At 67.5% G+C, this 14,313-nt stretch carries 12 protein-coding genes and 1 other RNA gene; 2 read left to right on the top strand and 11 right to left on the bottom strand.

Annotated features, from left to right (window positions below):
- Positions 1-479: 479 nt before the first annotated feature.
- On the top strand, positions 480-1,034 hold the full coding sequence (locus OG510_RS24045; protein ID WP_406139470.1) for a hypothetical protein: 555 nt from the start codon (positions 480-482) through the stop codon (positions 1,032-1,034).
- A gap of 35 nt (positions 1,035-1,069) precedes the next feature.
- Here the strand turns inward: OG510_RS24045 and OG510_RS24040 are convergent, their stop codons facing one another.
- From OG510_RS24040 to ftsE, 7 genes are all read right to left on the bottom strand, one after another.
- Positions 1,070-3,160: a hypothetical protein gene (locus OG510_RS24040; protein ID WP_406139468.1), complete on the bottom strand. Its 2,091-nt coding sequence runs from the start codon at positions 3,158-3,160 to the stop codon at positions 1,070-1,072.
- A gap of 21 nt (positions 3,161-3,181) precedes the next feature.
- A complete protein-coding gene (locus OG510_RS24035) occupies positions 3,182-3,499 on the bottom strand; it encodes a hypothetical protein (protein WP_406139466.1) in 318 nt (105 codons plus the stop codon).
- Positions 3,500-4,152: 653 nt separating this feature from the next.
- Positions 4,153-4,541: a transfer-messenger RNA gene (gene ssrA / locus OG510_RS24030) on the bottom strand.
- A gap of 180 nt (positions 4,542-4,721) precedes the next feature.
- Entirely contained in the window at positions 4,722-5,201 is a 480-nt protein-coding gene (smpB, locus tag OG510_RS24025) for an SsrA-binding protein SmpB (RefSeq protein WP_164266070.1), read from the bottom strand.
- Between the two features lie 18 nt (positions 5,202-5,219).
- Positions 5,220-6,389, bottom strand: coding sequence for a S41 family peptidase (locus OG510_RS24020; protein WP_406139464.1), 1,170 nt, complete (start codon positions 6,387-6,389; stop codon positions 5,220-5,222).
- A 68-nt stretch (positions 6,390-6,457) separates the two neighbouring features.
- A complete protein-coding gene (gene ftsX, locus OG510_RS24015; protein WP_406139462.1) occupies positions 6,458-7,378 on the bottom strand; it encodes a permease-like cell division protein FtsX in 921 nt (306 codons plus the stop codon).
- Between the two features lie 9 nt (positions 7,379-7,387).
- Positions 7,388-8,077 (bottom strand): cell division ATP-binding protein FtsE, encoded by a 690-nt coding sequence (ftsE, locus tag OG510_RS24010; protein WP_164266073.1) that lies wholly within the window; start codon positions 8,075-8,077, stop codon positions 7,388-7,390.
- A gap of 246 nt (positions 8,078-8,323) precedes the next feature.
- Here ftsE and OG510_RS24005 point away from each other — a divergent pair, with 246 nt between their 5' ends.
- On the top strand, positions 8,324-8,518 hold the full coding sequence (locus OG510_RS24005) for a hypothetical protein (RefSeq protein WP_164266074.1): 195 nt from the start codon (positions 8,324-8,326) through the stop codon (positions 8,516-8,518).
- A 107-nt stretch (positions 8,519-8,625) separates the two neighbouring features.
- Here OG510_RS24005 and OG510_RS24000 read toward each other — a convergent pair whose 3' ends face one another.
- The 4 genes from OG510_RS24000 to OG510_RS23985 all read right to left on the bottom strand — a co-directional run bounded on the left by OG510_RS24000 (position 8,626) and on the right by OG510_RS23985 (position 14,206).
- On the bottom strand, positions 8,626-9,528 hold the full coding sequence (locus OG510_RS24000) for a hypothetical protein (protein ID WP_406139460.1): 903 nt from the start codon (positions 9,526-9,528) through the stop codon (positions 8,626-8,628).
- Between the two features lie 303 nt (positions 9,529-9,831).
- Positions 9,832-10,938 carry a peptide chain release factor 2 gene (prfB, locus tag OG510_RS23995; RefSeq protein ID WP_164266076.1) on the bottom strand — a complete coding sequence of 369 codons (1,107 nt, stop codon included), beginning with the start codon at positions 10,936-10,938 and terminating at the stop codon, positions 9,832-9,834.
- A 64-nt stretch (positions 10,939-11,002) separates the two neighbouring features.
- Entirely contained in the window at positions 11,003-12,283 is a 1,281-nt protein-coding gene (locus tag OG510_RS23990; RefSeq protein WP_406139458.1) for a serine/threonine-protein kinase, read from the bottom strand.
- A 285-nt stretch (positions 12,284-12,568) separates the two neighbouring features.
- Complete coding sequence (locus OG510_RS23985) at positions 12,569-14,206, bottom strand: serine/threonine-protein kinase (RefSeq protein WP_406139456.1); 1,638 nt, start codon at positions 14,204-14,206, stop codon at positions 12,569-12,571.
- Between the last annotated feature and the right edge of the window lie 107 nt (positions 14,207-14,313).

Below are 14,313 nucleotides of genomic sequence, written 5' to 3'. Positions count from 1 at the left end.
TTGCGGTAGAGCCTCGGCCGCAGAATTGGCGAATTCCAACGCGAGCGCACCATGGCCGAGATTCGACGCCTGCAACGACATCCCGCGCAGGGTATGCCATTACGTGACATGGTCCGTGGCTCGTCCCGCCAGATGCAGGGCCTGGACGTAGTAGCGCTGCCCCAGACCGCGAGATCCCTCGTGCAGCGCCACCCACCAGGTGAGCCGGCGGTTCGCGAAGGAGACAGAGGCTGCCTACGACAGCGACGTCAACGGATCACGAAACGGGACCGATGGTTGCTCAGTTGTGGACCACCAGCAGGCAGGCCAGGGAGAGGCGGGATGTGTTGTCGCGGATCGTCGCGGCCGTTGCCAGAGCGTGAAACAATCTGGGACGGGTACCGCGATGATGCGGGGCCGGGCCAACGATGCCGACCTGCAGGAGGGACGCCCCGTGGCATCACCGTTCTGATCGCCCCGGCGATTCGTACCATCACCCGATGTCGACGTCCACGAGGAAAGTTACCGCAGTGATGCTCAGCATACTGAACCGGAAGCTTCGGATAGGCGCGCTTGCTCTCGGGACCACCGTCATCCTGGTCCTGACAACTGCCGCCTGTACGTCCAGTGATACCGAGCCTAAGAGCGGGGCTTCCTCGCCTCCCGCGACCAATTCCACGCCCAGTCCGTCACCCTCAACGACCCTGAGCGATACACAACTCCGCAAGCAGGCCGAGGCTGCGCTTCCAAAGGGGAAGGCGGCAATGCATGGCGGTGCACTGGCGAAGGACGGCGTGACACGCCGCAAGGCGACGAAGCTGCGGTGGGGTGAGCGGTACGTCCTGGAGATCGTCTGCGCCGGCGCGGGTACGGCCGTGATGCACTTCAAGGCGGAGAGTACCGGGGCAAACGGGGACAGCGACATTGTTTGCAATCGCAGGACGAATTCGTTCGCCTTCACCGGCGGCGACAATTTCTATTTCGAGGTCCGTCCGTCACCCGCTGACGGCTTCGTCGCTTGGCAGGTCGTGCAGAGGGACTACAGGGGCTCCTGAGGTGCCCCTCCACACAGACCGAACTTCAGCAGTTCCTACCTCTGGCCCAGCACCTGCAACCAGACCTTGTCGTGCCCGAACTTGGCTACGACCGCGGGGTCCGCGAGCCAGCGGCTGTACGACTCCCGTTGCTGAGGTGTCATCTTACTGACGTCGACTTCGCCGTCGTTGTCCTTGATTGCCTTGACGAAGTCATTCTTGGATGACGTGATGTACTTCGGGTCCCCCCAAGGGTTTCCCGTGTATGTGTGTCGTTTCTTATGGGGCTCGTGGTAGCTCACCGGTCCAAATTCTGGAATCTTATGTGGATCGAAGTTCTCTTCGGCCAGGACCTCTACCTTGCTACCGAATGCGCTCTGCCAGTTGTTCTTCGGCTTGTTCTCCTTCAACGCCTTGATGGCGCCGAGCAGATCCTTCGGAGCATCACTCGGCTTCACTGCGATCTCGTCTTTCACCCAGTCGGTCAACAGCCCTGTCGCGAGGTCCTGTCCGATACCGGTCGCAGCAGCCGCGGAGCCGGTCAGACCTGCACCCCCCGCCGCACCCCCACCAACGGTAAGCGCACCGTCGATCAGTGCGTTCCTGAAGCCATTGACGCCGTCAGCCCACGCCTGCGCGTCATCGCCGAGCGCCTTGTCCGTAGCGTCGTAGGCGGTTGCATAGAAGTTGCCCATCAGTCCTTGCTTGAAGGCGTTGAAGGACTTCGCCTCATCGTCCGACGTCTTAGTGAGCGTTGTCAGGTGCGTATACTTTTTCTGGTTCGAATCAAACAGTGCACTCATTGCTCCCGCAGCATGCGGCTCACGGATCGACTCCTGCATAAAGGCCTGCCAGACGTCGGGCGACACTTCGATGCCGGGAGTGTCAGGGTTCTGGCTCTTACTGAACGCTTTGTAGTCCCACTTGTCCGAATCCCAGTATCCTTCCTGAGCCGGAGAGGTGATGGCGCCCTCCATGGCCGTCCAATTCTTCGCCATGAGCTCGGAGTACAGCACCTGAGCACCGGGAAGCGCGTGAAGCCCCTTGAGGTTATCGTCCTTCTGGTGATGGAAGTTATTTATGACGAGCATTGCCGTATTCTTCTCGGAAAGTGCGGAGTTCGTCTTTCCGAGCCCGATAGTGCCGGCCTGCAATACCTTGAAGAACGCCTTCTCTCGCTCCGGGTTGCTGTGCGCTATCCCGCCCGGGTAGATGCCGTCGTCCACAACCTTGGGGTTGTGTTCCATCCACTCTCCCGCTGCCGCGGGATTCTTGAATAGAGCGGTGAACAGCTGCGAGAAGTGGTCGTTGTTCCATGGACCTTGGTCAGATCCGTTCATAAACTGATTCTCATGCGTCCGGGACTTCTCGTTGAAGACCCTGTCGCCCAGTGCCACCAGAAAGTCCTTGTCGGGAGTACCGCCTTGAAGGAGGGGTATCAACCGGTCAGGCCGGAAACCCTGGTGGTCCGGGTCGAGGGCGAACTTGTCGAACCACTGGTTCCAGTAGTCCTGCTTCTGCTTCGACGTCATGCCTTCGGTTGCGACCTGAGTGAAGCTGGCCAGCGTCGCGGCCAGGACCCCGCGGTCGAAGCCGCGCTGGTCCGGGTGGTCGGCGTACCGGTTGCCGTACGGATGATCGTCGGCGAGTTTATTGGCCAACCAGACCACCTGGCCTGGCCCCAGCGCCTTGTAGAAGGACGCCAGGTAGTCGGCGTCGTTCGAGTGGGCATCAAGGACGTGGAAGAGGTCTTCGGAAGCCATGTCTCCATTCTTCAGTGCCTTCTTGAACTCCTCGCCGAGCGCCCTGCCGTCTTTTCTCGCCTGTGTCACGGCGGACTTGCTCACGTCGGCCTCGTTGATCTGGGTCATACCCTTGAAGCCAGGGAAGTCCACCTCCATGTTCAGCGCCAAGTGATGGCGCCTGCGCAGCATGGGCAGTTCGCCATCGGCCCAACCGGCGATCTTGATCAGCCCGTTCGGGCCGGCCGTCGGGATACCGTAGCGCTCGAACTGCTGCTTGTAGTACGACGCCCTGGAATGCAGCGACTTCTGGTCCCTCTCAAGTGCGCTGATTGTCTCCTTCAGTCTCTCCGGGTTGATCCCTGAGAAGTCCCCACCGCTGCCACCTTCAACCGGTTTGCCCACTACGACCCCCTCCGCACATTCTCAGTAGTCCTGCAGATCCATTCGCATCATCTTGGCTTCCTCCGGGCTCACCTTTTCGGGAGACCGGTCGATCTCGGCCTGAACTGCGGGGACGAGATCGCTGACGAGCTTCTGTAGATGTGTGCGGTGACCTTCGATGTCTGTATGCCACTTCCGAGCGTTCCTACCGACCCAGGAGGGCGCGTGCTTGCCTCCGACATCCCCTGCAGGCTTCTTCAGAAGCTTCTTGAGATCATCGACCTCCAGAAGCAACTCACGCTTCAGAGAGACCAGTCGGGCCCGGTATGGATTGTCCACTTTCGGCTTTGCATCGGTCATGCCGTTCCCCTCCCAGCTGGGATGCTCCTCCTCTGCACCTTAGCCTCGAACGTTCATAAGTCCTCGTCAGTTCGCTGCTTGGGCTCTGTGTTCGAGTCGCACGGTTCGGCTGCCGCGTCAGGTGGACTCCGAGTTTCCGCTCTCCGGTGTGGTCGTTCAGGTTGTTGGACGTCGAATTGGCTGGTCGGTCAGGGTTCGGTAATGCTCGAACCGGTGGACCGCTCAGGTGCCGATGTCAGTCCAGGGCTGGAGGGGTGGTGAAGCGCAGTCGACGGAGTCCGCTGGTGGCGAAATACACGGCGGCGGGGAACAGTCACAGGCGGAGCTGTTTGGGTTCCCAGCGGCGGGAATTCCCCGTCAGAGCGAGCATAGGCATCGAGGCGAGGAGGTCGAGTGCCATCTGGATGATCCCCAGGCTAGATCTGGTCCTGGGCGGTGCCGTGCAGGGGGAGGTTGCGAAGGCCGGTACCGAAGGCACCTTGGACGCCGTCCTCCACCGGACAGGACAAAGGCAGGTTCGCCGTCACGGCCGCGGTGGGGACACTCGCGCCCCCACCGCGCCCAGCGAATGAGGCCGACGGAACCCCTCCCGCCCGCAGAAAAGGCTCATGCCCCACCGGAATGATCCGGCAGGGCATGAGCCACACATGGGGTGGTGGAGATGGCGGGAATCGAACCCGCGTCCAACGGTGCAGAACCAGGGCTTCTCCGAGCGCAGTTCGCTGCGATTTTCTCGGCCCCGGAGATCTCGCGAACAAGTCTCCGACAGGCCCAGTCACTGTTTGATTTCCCACCGATCCCCGTGACCGGGACCGGTGGTTTAGTTCCCTAGCTTATGCCAGGATCCGGGTCGGGAACTTCCCCGGGCTGACACCCATTTAGGGTCCTTCAGTCACTGCTTATTAGGCAGCGAGGGCGAAGGACTGGGAATCGCGCTTAGAATTGGCGATTATTTTTTGCGACATATGGTTTACGAGATCATTGCCGCTTCCTCGGCTCGCTTCACCTGCTTCAACAGCCGCTGTCGAAACCGATCATCCCCATGTTGATTTTTCAAGGTGGTACCGCGCCCCGTGGGGTGCAGTGCCATCGTACGTGACCAACGTACGGCGGTGCCACTGTATTCCCCCGCGGCGCTCCGTATCCCCGTCCCCCACCTCACGGCGCCCCCGGCAAGCCGTCAGGCCCGTCAAGCGCTCGGCCCGTCAGGCGCTCAGGCCCGTCAGGCGCGCTGCTTCCTGCGGACCGCCGAGATCGCCCGGTCCGTCTCGCGGCGGTCCTGCTTCTCGCGCAGGGTCTGCCGCTTGTCGTACTCCTTCTTGCCCTTCGCCAGCGCGATCTCGACCTTCGCCCGGCCGTCCTTGAAGTACAGCGCCAGGGGCACGATCGTGTGGCCCGACTCCTGTGCCTTCGACTCCAGCTTGTCGATCTCCATGCGGTGCATCAGCAGCTTCCGCTTCCGGCGCGCGCTGTGGTTGGTCCAGGTGCCCTGGGTGTACTCGGGTACGTGCACGTTGTGCAGCCACGCCTCGTGGTTGTCGATCTGGACGAAGCCGTCGACCAGGGACGCCCGGCCCATCCGCAGCGACTTCACCTCGGTCCCGGTCAGGACGAGACCGCACTCGTACGTGTCGAGGATCAGGTAGTCGTGCCGTGCCTTTTTGTGCTGGGCGATCATTTTCCGCCCGGTTTCCTTAGCCATAGTGCGTCCATTTTCGCACTAAGCCCCTCCCCCGAGGCCACTCAATACTGTCTCGGCTCTCGACTGGGCCCGCTCGCCCGCCGTCACGTCCGGTGTGATGCCCTTCCCGTCGACGCTGCGGCCCGCAGGCGTGCGGTAGTGGCCGACGGTGAGCTCCGCCACCGCGCCCCCGGGCAGCGCGCTCGGCATCTGCACCGAGCCTTTGCCGAAGGTGCGGGAACCGACCGTGACCGCCCGGCCACGGTCCTGGAGCGCCCCCGTGAGCAGCTCGGCCGCGCTCATCGTGCCGCCGTCGATCAGGACGACCAGCGGGCGGTCGGTGTCGCCGCCCCGGCGCGCGTAGAGGGCGCGCTGTGCGCCGTGCACGTCGTACGTGGCGACCAGACCGCCGTCCAGTAACGCGGAGGCCGCCGTCGTGGCCTCCGCGACCAGGCCGCCGCTGTTCCCCCGCAGATCGAGCAGGATGCCGCCGCCCGCGGGCGCGGCCCTGACGGCCTTGACCACTCGGGCCCCCGAGCCCTTGGTGAAGGCGGTGACCTTGATCAGCGTCGCCCGGCCGGGCAGCCGCCCCACGGTGACCGGCCGGGTGGTGAGCCTGGCTCTGCGCAGGGTCCTCGTGACGGTGTCGTCGCCGCGCCGTACCCCGACGACCACCGGCGTACCGGGGACGGACGCGGTGTCGCCGCCGCGCAGCTGCGAGAGGACATCGGTGACCGGCCTGGTGCCGACCTGGCGGCCGTCGATCGTACGGAGCAGATCACCGGCGCGCAGACCGGCCCGCGCCGCCGGGCCGCCCGGCTGGACCCCGGCCACCTCGATCCGGCCGTCGCGGCCGCGCCTGGCCAGCAGACCGACCCCGGTGTACTCGCCGTCGAGCGAGTCCTCGAACTGCTCGAAGTCGCTCCGGTCGTACACGGCGGCCCAGCGGTCACCGCTGCGGCTGACCACACCCTCGGCGGCCTTCGTGCCCGACTTGCCGTCGGCGGCCGCGTCCGATGCCGCCCTGGCGAGTTCGGCGCCGTCGACGGTGGGAGCGGCGCTGCGGACACGGGCCGGCCGGGGCGTCCGCTCGTCTCCCGGCAGGGAGTTGGTGGCGGCGGCCGTGGCGAGGACGCTCACGAAGACCAGAGTCAGAGCCGCCCCGCGGCGAAGGCTGCGGGGCGGCGCGACGAATTCCGGGCCTGACATGGCGACCACTGTAGACCGACGCCCGTGCGCCGTACGGGGCGTTCACCCCACGGCACACAGGGCGTGTCTCACACCTTCAGATACTTGCGCAACGCGAAGAGAGCGGCCAGCGCGGGCATCAACAGCCCGATCGCCAGCACCAGCGGCAGCTTCGACAGCACGGCGTCCCAGCCGATGAAGTCGATCAAGTTCAGCTTCTCGTGCAGGGAGAGGCCGTGGTCGATCAGGAAGTAGCGGCCGACGAGCAGCATCCCGCAGGCCACAAGTCCGCCCAGCAGACCGGCGAACGCGGCCTCCATGATGAACGGCATCTGGATGTAGAAGCTGGACGCGCCCACCAGGCGCATGATCCCGGTCTCGCGTCTGCGGCTGAACGCCGACACCCGCACGGTGTTCACGATCAGCATCAGCGCGATCACCAGCATCAGGGCCATCACACAGAGCGCCGCCACATTCATGCCGTTGAGGAGCGCGAAGAGGTTCTCCAGGATGCCGCGCTGGTCCTGGACGGTCATGACACCGTCCCGGCCGGCGAACGCGGTGGCGATCACCTTGTACTTGGTGGGGTCCTTGAGCTTGACGCGGAACGACGACTGGAGCTGGTCCGGTGTGATGGAGCCCGTCATCGGGGCGCCCTTGAACTCCTGCTGATAGTGCTTGTACGCCTCGTCGGTGCTCTCGTAACTGACCTTCTGGACAAGGTCGGTCATCTTGGTGAGATCGGTCTCGATCGACTTCTTCTGCGCCTCGGTCACCGGACCCTTGGCGCACTTCGGGGTGGATTCCACATCACCCTTGGAGCAGAGGAAGATCGAGACGTTGACCTTGTCGTACCAGTAGCCCTTCATCGTGTTCACCTGGTCGCGCATGAGCAGCGACCCACCGAACAGGGCGAGGGACAGGGCGACGGAGACGATGACCGCGAAGGTCATCGTGAGATTGCGGCGGAGACCCACGCCGATCTCCGACAGGACGAACTGGGCGCGCATGGCGTCCTTTCAGTGCTGGTAGCCGTAGACGCCACGCGACTGGTCGCGCACGAGACGGCCCTTCTCAAGTTCAATGACGCGCTTGCGCATCTGGTCGACGATCTGCTGGTCGTGGGTGGCCATCACCACAGTGGTCCCGGTCCTGTTGATCCGGTCCAGCAGTTTCATGATGCCGACGGAGGTCTGCGGGTCGAGGTTGCCGGTCGGCTCGTCCGCGATCAGCAGCATGGGGCGATTCACGAAGGCCCGCGCGATGGCGACGCGCTGCTGCTCACCGCCGGAGAGTTCACCGGGCATCCGGTCCTCCTTGCCGCCGAGGCCGACCAGGTCGAGCACCTGGGGCACGGCCTTGCGGATCTCACCGCGCGGCTTGCCGATGACCTCCTGCGCGAACGCGACGTTCTCCGCGACGGTCTTGTTCGGCAGCAGCCGGAAGTCCTGGAAGACCGTGCCGAGCTGGCGGCGCATCTGCGGCACCTTCCAGTTCGACAGGCGCGCGAGGTCCTTGCCGAGGACGTGCACCATGCCGTGGCTGGTGCGCTCCTCACGCAGGACGAGCCTCAGAAAAGTCGACTTGCCCGAACCGGAGGAACCCACCAGGAAGACGAACTCCCCCTTCTCGATCTCAAGGGAGACATCCCGCAGGGCGGGGCGGTTCTGCTTGGGGTAGGTCTTGGAGACGTTGTCGAATCGGATCACGAGTGCACCACGTCGGCCGGGAATAGGTGAGCGTGACATTACGCGAAGCCGGAGTGCGCCCGCATGCAGCATCCGTCGATGCGTGGTATGTCCGCGTTGGCCCCGGGTACGGACCGGGCGGAATCCGGCGGGGCGCGCCGAAACGCGCGGGAGCTGGCACAGTGGTAAGGGGAACAGTTGCGGTTCGCCGGGCGTTGTCGGGAGTGACAGCGCGTGGAACGGCTCCGCCGCATGGGAGGAGTGCGCATGACCTACGACCGATTGGTGTGCGCCAATTGCGCGTCCCCTGTCAGTGAGGGCCGCTGCCGGGTCTGCCGGGCCAGCAGAGAGCGCCTCCAGCAGGAGGAGGGCCCCTTCGGCGGACTGAGCCCGCTGGTTCTGATCGGAGCGCTGATAGTGGTGCTCGCCGCGCTCGCTCTGCTCGCCCACCAGACCGTCTGACCGTCTGCCGTCCGACCGCCTGACCGCGTCCCTACAGCCGTCCGGCATGGGGAAGGGCCCCGGGTTCCGATCGGAACCCGGGGCCCTTCCCCGTACGCGCTGAACCCTCAGGCGAGGTTTCCGCCGCGGCCGGCGAGACGCGGCAGCATACGGAAGCCGATGCCGCCGGCGATCATCGTCGCGGCACCGATGATCAGGAACGTGGTCTCACCCGCACCGGTCTCGGCGAGCTCCTGCTTGGGCTTGCCCTGCTCGACCGGCTGCGAGCCGAGGTTGTCGGGCTGGGTGACGGTGCTGGAGGAACCACCGGTCGCCGAACCACCGGTCGTGGACGAACCACCGGTGGATGAGCTGCCGTTGCTCGTGGAACCCGAGGTGCCGCCGTGGTGGCCGCCGCTGGTGGAGCCGGACGTACCGCCGTTGTCACCGCCGCCGGTCGTGTCACCCCCGGAGGTGTTACCGCCCGTGGTGTCACCGCCGGTCGTGTCACCGCCCGTGGTGTCGCCACCCGTGGTGTTCCCGCCGGTCGTGTCACCGCCGGTCGTGTCACCGCCGACAGTGTTCCCACCGGTCGTGTCACCGCCCGTGGTGTCACCGCCCGTGGTGTCACCACCAGTCGTGTCACCACCAGTCGTGTCACCACCGGTCGTGTCACCGCCGACAGTGTTCCCACCGGTCGTGTCACCACCGGTCGTGTCACCGCCCGTGGTGTCACCGCCGACAGTGTTCCCACCGGTCGTGTCACCACCGGTCGTGTCACCGCCCGTGGTGTCACCACCCGTGCTGTTGCCACCCGTTGTGTCGGTGCAGGTCGGGTCGATCGGCGAGCAGTCGCCGCCACCGCCGTTGTCGCCGTCGTCGTCGCCCGCCTGGACGGAGATGTCGGCACCGGGAAGCGAGACATCGATACCCGCGGCCTGGGCCGCGCCCGCGGCGGTCAGCGAAGCGCCTGCGGCGATCACTGCGCCTGCAGCTATGCGCGCTACGCGAATCCGCGTCTTCTTGGTCATCTGGCTGCTACCCCCAGTAGCTCATTGTCAATGGTGCAGCGCACGGGGCAGGCAGGCCGTAGGGATCGTGTGGTCCGTCCCCCCGATCACACGCGCCCCAGAATTACGCATGCCGAGTGTCACTTTTCCCAGTTTTAAGGAACGCGTCAAGGCCGTTGCGGGCGCGATGCCTGAAATGCAATGACTTGCCCGGCGTACGGGAATACGACTGTGACGCAGTAGGGGAACTCCCGTCTCCAGGACGGCAGTTCCCCTACTGACTATGTCGATAAAGCGCTGGTTCGACGGTGCGGGAGACGCGGTCTACTTCTCCTGCTGCTTGCGCCAGCGAATTCCGGCCTCCAGGAAGCCGTCGATCTCACCGTCGAGCACCGCCTGCGGGTTGCCGACCTCGTACTCCGTACGCAGGTCCTTGACCATCTGGTACGGGTGCAGGACGTACGAACGCATCTGGTTTCCCCAGGAGTTGCCGCCGTCGCCCTTGAGCGAGTCCATCAGCGCCTGCTCCTCCTGGCGGCGGCGCTCGAGGAGCTTCGCCTGCAGGACGTTCATCGCGCTGGCCTTGTTCTGGATCTGCGAGCGCTCGTTCTGGCAGGAGACGACGATGCCGGTGGGGATGTGCGTCAGCCGGACCGCCGAATCCGTGGTGTTGACGCCCTGGCCGCCGGGGCCCGAGGCGCGGTAGACGTCCACGCGCAGCTCGGTCTCGTCGATCTCGATGTGGTCGGTCTTCTCCACCACCGGGAGCACCTCGACGCCCGCGAAGGACGTCTGGCGGCGCCCCTGGTTGTCGAAGGGCGAGATACGGACCAGCCGGTGGGTGCCCTGCTCGACCGAGAGCGTGCCGTACGCATACGGCGCCTTCACCACGAAGGTGGTCGACTTGATGCCGGCCTCCTCCGCGTACGACGTCTCGTAGACCTCGGTGCCGTAGCCGTGCCGCTCGGACCAGCGGAGGTACATGCGCTGGAGCTGTTCGGCGAAGTCCGCGGCGTCGACGCCGCCGGCCTCCGCACGGATGTTGACCAGTGCCTCACGCGCGTCGTACTCGCCGGAGAGCAGGGTGCGGACCTCCATCTCGTCGAGCGCCTTGCGCACGGCGAGCAGCTCCGACTCCGCCTCGGCCAGGGTGTCGGCGTCGTCCTCGGCCTCGGCCAGCTCGAAGAGCACACCCAGGTCGTCGATCCGCCCGCGCAGCGTCGCGGTCTTGCGGACCTCGGCCTGCAGGTGCGAAAGCTTGCTGGTGATCTTCTGGGCCTCTTCCGGGTCGTCCCACAGGGACGGCGCCGCGGCCTGCTCCTCAAGCACGGCGATATCGGCCCTCAGCTTGTCGAGGTCCAGGACGGCCTCGATCGACCCCATGGTCGAGGAGAGGGACTTCAGCTCTTCGGATACATCGACGACTGCCACGTCACCAGCGTAACGGCTTGCAGCGGGGACGGTCCCCGGCCCCGGTGATCGGGGCCGGCGCCCCTCACGGTCCTGACGGCGCCGACCGGTGGCTGTCCTGCGGCGCCGGTCCGCCGTCGTCGCCCGACGACGTGGCCAGCCAGCCGCCCACGCCCACCGCCGCGGCGACGACCAGCGCGGCCGCGCCCAGCTTGATACGGCGTCTGCGCACCGCCTCGGCCGTCGAGCGGTGCCGTGCCGAGCCCGGCCTGCTCGGCGAGCGGGGCGCGCGAGCCGTGCCCAGCGGGCCGCCCGCCAGCTCGTCGGGGCCCGGGACGCGCATGCTCGTGTGGGTGTCGCGGTTGGAGTCGGCGGACGAGCCGGGCACGAGCGGGACCGCGCCGCGGCGGCGGGTCTCGGTGGGCGTCGCCGGTTCGTACGGCGTCTCCTCGTACGTCTGCTCCCCCGGCTCCGATTCGTCGGGCTCGTCCACGTCGAGCGGGGGGATGCCGGCCAGGTGCGGGAGCTGCTCGCGCAGCCGCTCGCCCAGCTCCGACGCGCGCAGCCGGGACGCGGGGGCCTTGGCGAGGCACTGGACCAGCAGCTGCCAGAGGTCGTCGGGGATGCCCGGCAGCGGTACGACGGTCTCGGTGACATGGCGGCGCAGGACCGCGCCGGGGTGACCGCCGCCGAAGGGCGTGAAGCCGGCGAGCAGTTCGTACAGGACGGTCGCCAGGGCGTAGATGTCGACGGACGCGCGCGGCGGCAGACCCTCGATGATCTCGGGCGCGAGGTAGTCGGGGGTGCCGATGATCTTCGACGCCTGCGGGCGGCCCGGTCCCGCCGGGCTCGCGGGCAGGGCGCGGCGCGGGGCGTCGATGAGCTTGGCGACGCCGAAGTCGGTGAGCAGCGCCGGGTGCGAGCCGCCGGGGCCGAGCGGGCCCTGCATGTCCAGGAGGATGTTCTCCGGCTTGACGTCGCGGTGCACCACACCCGCGGAGTGCGCGGCGGCGAGACCGTCGGCGATGTCCGCGACGATGGCCACGGCGGCCTCCGGGCTGAGGCGGCGCTCGCGGTCGAGCCTGGTGCGCAGATCGGTGCCGCGGACCAGGTCCATCACGAGGGCGAGGTCGTTGCCGTCCACGACGAGGTCGCGTACGGAGACGACGTGCGGGTGGTCGAGGCCGAGCAGCGCGGTGCGCTCCTGCACGAAGCGGCCGACGAGCTCCTGGTCGGCGGCGAGGTCCTCGCGCAGCAGCTTGACGGCGACGGGACCCGACGGCCCCTCGCCCAGCCACACCGTGCCGGCGCTCCCGCGCCCCAGGATCTGGTGCGCGGTGTACCGGCTGCCGATCTTCCGTGCCAAGACTGCTCCCTCAGCGGCTGGCGCTGTGCCGGGCCCGGGGGCTGCGCCCTGGGCAGGCGCAAGGTTCCGGGCGGTCCCCGGCTCCCAAAATACGCGGGCGTCGGGGTGTTGAGTGCCCCGGATGGCACGAACCCTCACTTCTGCGGGGGTAATTCATTTCGCAGAAGTCGACATGTATACAGACCGGCCGCGCGGGACGGCCGGTGCGGCCCGGCGGCCCCGCACGCGGTGGGCGCCGTCACCCGCGCGCCGTGGGCGCCGTCACCCCGCGCGCGGTGGGCGCCGTCAGTTTCCGCCGGATCCGCCCAGGCCCTGCACGAAGTCCCGGACCGAGTCGAAGCCGGAGGAGATCTCCGAGATGAAGCTCTTCGACGTGCCGATCCACTCCTGCAGCGGGGTCAGTTCCCAGATCAGCCAGGAGCCGACGAAGAGGATCACGACCATGACGAGGCAGCCCTTGAGGCAGCCGAGGCCGGGGATCTTCATCGGGTTGGCGCTGCGCTGCCGCGGCGGCCGGGGCTCGCGCGGTGCGGGCGCCTGCGGCTGCTGCGGGGGCGCGTACTGCTGCTGCGGGCGCTGCTGGGGCTGCCGCTGCGGTGCGTACTGCTGAGGCTGCTGCTGGGGCGCGTACTGCTGTTGCTGGGGCGGGTACTGCTGCGGCCGGCGCTGGGGCGGCTGCTGGGGCCGCTGCGGCCGGTGGCGGAGCGGGTCCTGCTCCGGCGCCAGATACTGCACCTGGGTCTGCTCGTTGCGGTCGCGGGCCGCGCTGAGCTGGCCCTGCCAGGGGTGCGGCTGCTCGGGCTGGTCCGGTGCCCGGCCGGGCACCGGCGGCAGTACGGCGGTCGGGTCGGCGGCGCCGGGTCCGGGACGCCCGCCGGGGCCCGGTGCGCCGGTGCTGGGCAGCACGCTGGTGCGCGCGTTGGGGTCGCTGGGGTCGTACGCCCCGGCGTTGTTCGGCAGGACCTGGGTGGGGTCGGCGGCGCCGGGCGTCGCGGGCACCTCGGCGGGCGCGGGGTCAGGTGCGAGCAGCGCGCCCACCCCGAGCGCGGCGGCGACCTGCGCGGGGGTGGCGTGGACGCCGATCCCGTCGGCGGCCGTACGCAGCCCGCGGGCCAGGTTCTCGGCGCTGGGCCGGCGGTCCGGGTCCTTGCTGAGGCAGCGCTCTATGACCGTCCACAGCGCCTCGGGGACGGTGGTGGGCCTGCGCGGGTCCTCGTTGAGGTGCCGCTGGAGGACTTCCAGGGCCGTGCCGCCCGCGAACGGGGGCCGCCCGGTGACCAGTTCGTACAGCAGGATGCCCGCGCCGTAGATGTCGACCGCCGAGGTCTGCGGGCGGCCCTCGGCCGACTCCGGTGCGACATAGGCGGGCGTGCCGACGAACTCGTGGGTACGGGTCAGGCCGGGCGAGTCCGCGAGGCGGGCGATGCCGAAGTCGGTCAGCATCGGGTGCATCTGACCGTCGGCGTCCTGCTTGACCAGGACGTTCGCGGGCTTCAGGTCGCGGTGGACGACGCCGTCGGCATGGCTGGCGGCGAGCGCGTCGGCGATCTGGGCGGTGAGCAGCGCGGCGGCGACCGGGCTGAACGGGCCGTTCTCCCGGAGGTAGCGGTGCAGGTCAGGGCCGTCGATCAGGTCCATGACGAGCGCGAGGAGATCGCCCTCGACGACGAGGTCCCTGGTCCGCACGATGTTGGGGTGGGTCAGCCGCAGCAGGACGGAGCGCTCCCGCAGGAACCGCATCACCACGTCCGGGTCCTCGGCCAGCTCCTCCTTGAGGACCTTGATCGCCACGGTCTCGCCGGGCTGACCCGCGACGGCCGCCTCGGCGCCCGCGGTCTCCCGCTGGCTGGCACGCCAGACGGTGCCCGTGGCGCCGCGTCCCAGCGGCTCCTCGAGCAGGTACTTGCTGCCTACGGGCCGCACGTCATGCGCTCCCTGTGATCGTCGTCCCTTGCCTGGTCCACCGGCCCCCCGCCCGGATGTCCGCCCCACTCTAGTGCCGCCCGCGGGGGCACTGGCCGACGATCTTC

Origin of the sequence: Streptomyces sp. NBC_01089 (assembly GCF_045162975.1) — a bacterium.
Taxonomy (GTDB): Bacteria; Actinomycetota; Actinomycetes; order Streptomycetales; family Streptomycetaceae; genus Streptomyces.
This window is presented reverse-complemented; position numbering and strand designations above follow the sequence as displayed.